Consider the following 5,671-nt stretch of genomic DNA (forward strand, 5'->3'; position numbering starts at 1 on the left):
TTTCCATTCCTTTCATCATACTCCCACAAAGCACAACACCCGCCATCAGGCAGGTGTCGTAAATAGGTGTTTGGCAGTGTCCTACTTTCGCACGGGTATCCGCACTATCATCGGCGCTGGTTCGTTTCACGGCCCTGTTCGGGATGGGAAGGCGTGGGACCAAACCGCTATGGCCGCCAAACTTAAACTGTACAAATCGTCAAGCCGCCGGTAGCGTCCACTCCGGCCAATCAAATCAAACTGTCCTGTCCGGCTACTAACCAAACAATCGGGTAATGTGTATCGATTCCAGTAAGCTTTATTCTCTATGAGTGTCCTTCCCAGTGTCTCCACACCGCAAAGCACTTCAAATGATAGAGCCAAGCCTCACGAGCAATTAGTATGGGTTAGCTGCACGCGTTGCCGCGCTTCCACACCCCACCTATCAACGTCCTGGTCTAGAACGACTCTTCAGCGCGGTTATACCGCAAGGGAAGTCTCATCTCCAGGCAGGTTTCGCGCTTAGATGCTTTCAGCGCTTATCCTTCCCGAACTTAGCTACCCGGCAATGCCACTGGCGTGACAACCGGTACACCAGAGGTTCGTCCACTCCGGTCCTCTCGTACTAGGAGCAGCCCCTGTCAAACTTCCAACGCCCACTGCAGATAGGGACCAAACTGTCTCACGACGTTTTAAACCCAGCTCACGTACCACTTTAAATGGCGAACAGCCATACCCTTGGGACCGACTACAGCCCCAGGATGTGATGAGCCGACATCGAGGTGCCAAACTCCGCCGTCGATATGAACTCTTGGGCGGAATCAGCCTGTTATCCCCGGAGTACCTTTTATCCGTTGAGCGATGGCCCTTCCATTCAGAACCACCGGATCACTATGTCCTGCTTTCGCACCTGCTCGACTTGTCGGTCTCGCAGTTAAGCTACCTTTTGCCATTGCACTATCAGTCCGATTTCCGACCGGACCTAGGTAACCTTCGAACTCCTCCGTTACTCTTTGGGAGGAGACCGCCCCAGTCAAACTGCCTACCATGCACGGTCCCCGATCCGGTTTACGGACCTGGGTTAGAACCTCAAAGTCACCAGGGTGGTATTTCAAGGACGGCTCCACAGAAACTAGCGCCTCTGCTTCTAAGCCTCCCACCTATCCTACACAAGTGACTTCAAAGTCCAATGCAAAGCTACAGTAAAGGTTCACGGGGTCTTTCCGTCTAGCAGCGGGTAGATTGCATCTTCACAACCACTTCAACTTCGCTGAGTCTCGGGAGGAGACAGTGTGGCCATCGTTACGCCATTCGTGCGGGTCGGAACTTACCCGACAAGGAATTTCGCTACCTTAGGACCGTTATAGTTACGGCCGCCGTTTACTGGGGCTTCGATCCGATGCTCTCACATCTTCAATTAACCTTCCAGCACCGGGCAGGCGTCACACCCTATACGTCCACTTTCGTGTTTGCAGAGTGCTGTGTTTTTAATAAACAGTCGCAGCCACCGATTCTCTGCGACCCTCCAAAGCTTACGGAGTAAATCCTTCACCTCAGAGGGCATACCTTCTCCCGAAGTTACGGTATCAATTTGCCGAGTTCCTTCTCCCGAGTTCTCTCAAGCGCCTTAGAATTCTCATCCTGCCCACCTGTGTCGGTTTGCGGTACGGTTCGATTTAAGCTGGAGCTTAGTGGCTTTTCCTGGAAGCGTGGTATCAGTCACTTCGTATCCGTAGATACTCGTTATCGCTTCTCGGTGTTATGAAGAACCGGATTTGCCTAATTCTTCCACCTACTAGCTTGAACAAACTATTCCAACAGTTTGCTGACCTAACCTTCTCCGTCCCCACATCGCACTTAAATCAAGTACAGGAATATTAACCCGTTTCCCATCGACTACGCATCTCTGCCTCGCCTTAGGGGCCGACTCACCCTGCGCCGATGAACGTTGCGCAGGAAACCTTGGGCTTTCGGCGAGCGGGCTTTTCACCCGCTTTATCGCTACTCATGTCAACATTCGCACTTCTGATACCTCCAGTATTCCTTACGAAACACCTTCTCAGGCCTACAGAACGCTCCCCTACCATGCATGCTTCATTAAAACAGCTAACCCCATCTACCATACTCGACTTTGATGGGCGCTTTCCGTCGCTTTGCTCCGGCAAGCTGTTTTAATGAAGCATGCATCCGCAGCTTCGGTTATAGATTTGAGCCCCGTTACATCTTCCGCGCAGGATGACTCGACCAGTGAGCTGTTACGCTTTCTTTAAATGATGGCTGCTTCTAAGCCAACATCCTGGCTGTCTAAGCCTTCCCACTTCGTTTACCACTTAATCTATCATTTGGGACCTTAGCTGGCGGTCTGGGTTGTTTCCCTTTCGACAACGGACGTTAGCACCCGCTGTCTGTCTCCCATGATTGCACTTTCCGGTATTCTGAGTTTGCCATGGGTTGGTAAGTCGCAATGACCCCCTAGCCATAACAGTGCTTTACCCCCGGAAGTGATACATGAGGCACTACCTAAATAGTTTTCGGGGAGAACCAGCTATCTCCGAGTTTGTTTAGCCTTTCACCCCTATCCACAGCTCATCCCCGCATTTTGCAACATGCGTGGGTTCGGTCCTCCAGTACCTGTTACGGCACCTTCAACCTGGCCATGGATAGATCACTCGGTTTCGGGTCTACACCCAGCAACTATGACGCCCTATTAAGACTCGGTTTCCCTACGCCTCCCCTATCCGGTTAAGCTCGCTACTGAATGTAAGTCGTTGACCCATTATACAAAAGGTACGCAGTCACACAATAAAGTGCTCCCACTGTTTGTATGCATCAGGTTTCAGGTTCTATTTCACTCCCCTCCCGGGGTTCTTTTCGCCTTTCCCTCACGGTACTGGTTCACTATCGGTCGATGATGAGTATTTAGCCTTGGAGGATGGTCCCCCCATCTTCAGACAGGATTTCTCGTGTCCCGCCCTACTTGTCGTATGCTTAGTACCACTGCCGGAATTTCGGATACGGGGCTATCACCCACTATGGCGGAAGTTTCCAATTCCTTCTCCTATCCCGACGGCTATCACATACAGGCTGCTCCGCGTTCGCTCGCCACTACTTGCGGAATCTCGGTTGATTTCTTTTCCTCCGGGTACTTAGATGGTTCAGTTCTCCGGGTTCGCTTCTCTAAGCTTATATATTCAGCTTAGGATACACATTGCTGTGTGGGTTCCCCCATTCGGACATCACCGGATCAAAGCTCTATTGCCAGCTCCCCGATGCTTTTCGCAGGCTTACACGTCCTTCGTCGCCTATCATCGCCAAGGCATCCACCTGATGCACTTATTCACTTGACTCTATCATTTGAAGTGCCTTTTTGACTTCGCCTGCGCTGCGTTGACTACAGCTGGGGCTTAAGGCCTCTACTTTGATAAAGCTTACTGCTTGTTGTGTCCAAATCCTGCCTTTTGCGTTTCAGGATTCGGTCGATACAATCATCACCCAAATTTCTGTATGACTTATCTTTAAGATAAGCCTTACTTCGTTTGTTTGTTGATTTCGGCTTGCCAATTTGTTAAAGATCGATGCGTTTTGACTTCGCAAATAAAAATAAACTACCGCTCAAAACTGCAACATGTAGCAGCTTGCTCGCATATTTAGCATACTTTTATTTGGAAAGTATTGTGTGGTGGAGGCAAACGGGATCGAACCGATGACCCCCTGCTTGCAAAGCAGGTGCTCTACCAACTGAGCTATGCCCCCAGTACTTGGGCGGATCTGCTCCACTCTACGCCTACTGGTGGGTCTGGGAGGACTTGAACCTCCGACCCCACGCTTATCAAGCGTGTGCTCTAACCAGCTGAGCTACAAACCCAACATTCTCTTCGCATCTGTATCTGATTACCGATAGGTGTGGATGCTCTACCCCTACTTTTTCTCTAGAAAGGAGGTGATCCAGCCGCAGGTTCCCCTACGGCTACCTTGTTACGACTTCACCCCAGTCATGAAGCATACCGTGGCAAGCGGGCTCCTTGCGGTTACCCTACCTGCTTCTGGTATCCCCCACTCCCATGGTGTGACGGGCGGTGTGTACAAGACCCGGGAACGTATTCACCGCAGTATGCTGACCTGCGATTACTAGCGATTCCGACTTCATGCACTCGAGTTGCAGAGTGCAATCCGGACTACGATCGGTTTTCTGGGATTGGCTCCGCCTCGCGGCTTGGCTACCCTCTGTACCGACCATTGTATGACGTGTGAAGCCCTGGTCATAAGGGCCATGAGGACTTGACGTCATCCCCACCTTCCTCCGGTTTGTCACCGGCAGTCTCATTAGAGTGCCCAACTAAATGATGGCAACTAATGACAAGGGTTGCGCTCGTTGCGGGACTTAACCCAACATCTCACGACACGAGCTGACGACAGCCATGCAGCACCTGTGTTACGGCTCCCGAAGGCACCCCTCTATCTCTAAAGGGTTCCGTACATGTCAAAACCAGGTAAGGTTCTTCGCGTTGCATCGAATTAATCCACATCATCCACCGCTTGTGCGGGTCCCCGTCAATTCCTTTGAGTTTTAATCTTGCGACCGTACTCCCCAGGCGGTCGATTTCACGCGTTAGCTACGCTACTAAGGTATCATGTACCCCAACAGCTAATCGACATCGTTTAGGGCGTGGACTACCAGGGTATCTAATCCTGTTTGCTACCCACGCTTTCGAGCATGAACGTCAGTGTTATCCCAGGGGGCTGCCTTCGCCATCGGTATTCCTCCACATCTCTACGCATTTCACTGCTACACGTGGAATTCTACCCCCCTCTGACACACTCTAGCTATCCAGTTCAGAACGCAGTTCCCAGGTTGAGCCCGGGGATTTCACATCCTGCTTAAATAACCATCTGCGCTCGCTTTACGCCCAGTAATTCCGATTAACGCTCGCACCCTACGTATTACCGCGGCTGCTGGCACGTAGTTAGCCGGTGCTTATTCTTTCGGTACCGTCAGCAAAGGGTGGTATTAGCACCCTCCTTTTCTTCCCGAACAAAAGTACTTTACAACCCGAAGGCCTTCTTCATACACGCGGCATGGCTGGATCAGGGTTGCCCCCATTGTCCAAAATTCCCCACTGCTGCCTCCCGTAGGAGTCTGGGCCGTGTCTCAGTCCCAGTGTGGCGGATCGTCCTCTCAGACCCGCTACTGATCGTCGCCTTGGTAGGCCTTTACCCCACCAACTAGCTAATCAGTTATCGGCCGCTCGAATAACGCGAGGTCTTGCGATCCCCCGCTTTCTCCCTCAGGACGTATGCGGTATTAGCCAATCTTTCGATTGGTTATCCCCCATTACTCGGTACGTTCCGATATATTACTCACCCGTTCGCCACTCGCCGGCAGTAGTGCAAGCACTACCCCGCTGCCGTTCGACTTGCATGTGTAAAGCATGCCGCCAGCGTTCAATCTGAGCCAGGATCAAACTCTTATGTTCAATCTCTAACTTAATAACTTCTGGTCTGCTTCAAAGAAACCGACAGAACAATGTTAAACATCGTCTTGTCTTCTTCTCAACAGTGCAGGTGTAAAACACCCACACTTATCGGTAATCTGATTGTTAAAGAGCTGCTGAACCGTAAAACCGACAACAAAACCGTGCCGTAAGGAACAGCGAAGATGCGGACTATACGCCTACCAGAATATTTTGTCAAA

Annotated in this window: 2 tRNA genes and 3 rRNA genes; all 5 read right to left on the reverse strand. The window is 51.2% G+C overall.

Annotated features, from left to right (window positions below):
- Positions 1-68: 68 nt before the first annotated feature.
- A 5S ribosomal RNA gene (gene rrf, locus A7P99_RS09415) occupies positions 69-181 on the reverse strand.
- Between the two features lie 174 nt (positions 182-355).
- A 23S ribosomal RNA gene (locus A7P99_RS09420) occupies positions 356-3,326 on the reverse strand.
- A 330-nt stretch (positions 3,327-3,656) separates the two neighbouring features.
- Positions 3,657-3,732: transfer RNA gene (locus A7P99_RS09425), tRNA-Ala, on the reverse strand.
- 35 nt (positions 3,733-3,767) lie between these two features.
- Positions 3,768-3,844 (reverse strand) — tRNA-Ile (locus tag A7P99_RS09430).
- Positions 3,845-3,912: 68 nt separating this feature from the next.
- Positions 3,913-5,453 (reverse strand): 16S ribosomal RNA (locus tag A7P99_RS09435).
- Together the 16S, 23S and 5S rRNA genes with 2 tRNA genes alongside form the textbook arrangement of a ribosomal RNA operon.
- Positions 5,454-5,671: the final 218 nt, after the last annotated feature.

The sequence above is a fragment of the Eikenella sp. NML120348 genome (assembly GCF_001648435.1).
GTDB classification, from domain to species: Bacteria; Pseudomonadota; Gammaproteobacteria; order Burkholderiales; family Neisseriaceae; genus Eikenella; species Eikenella exigua.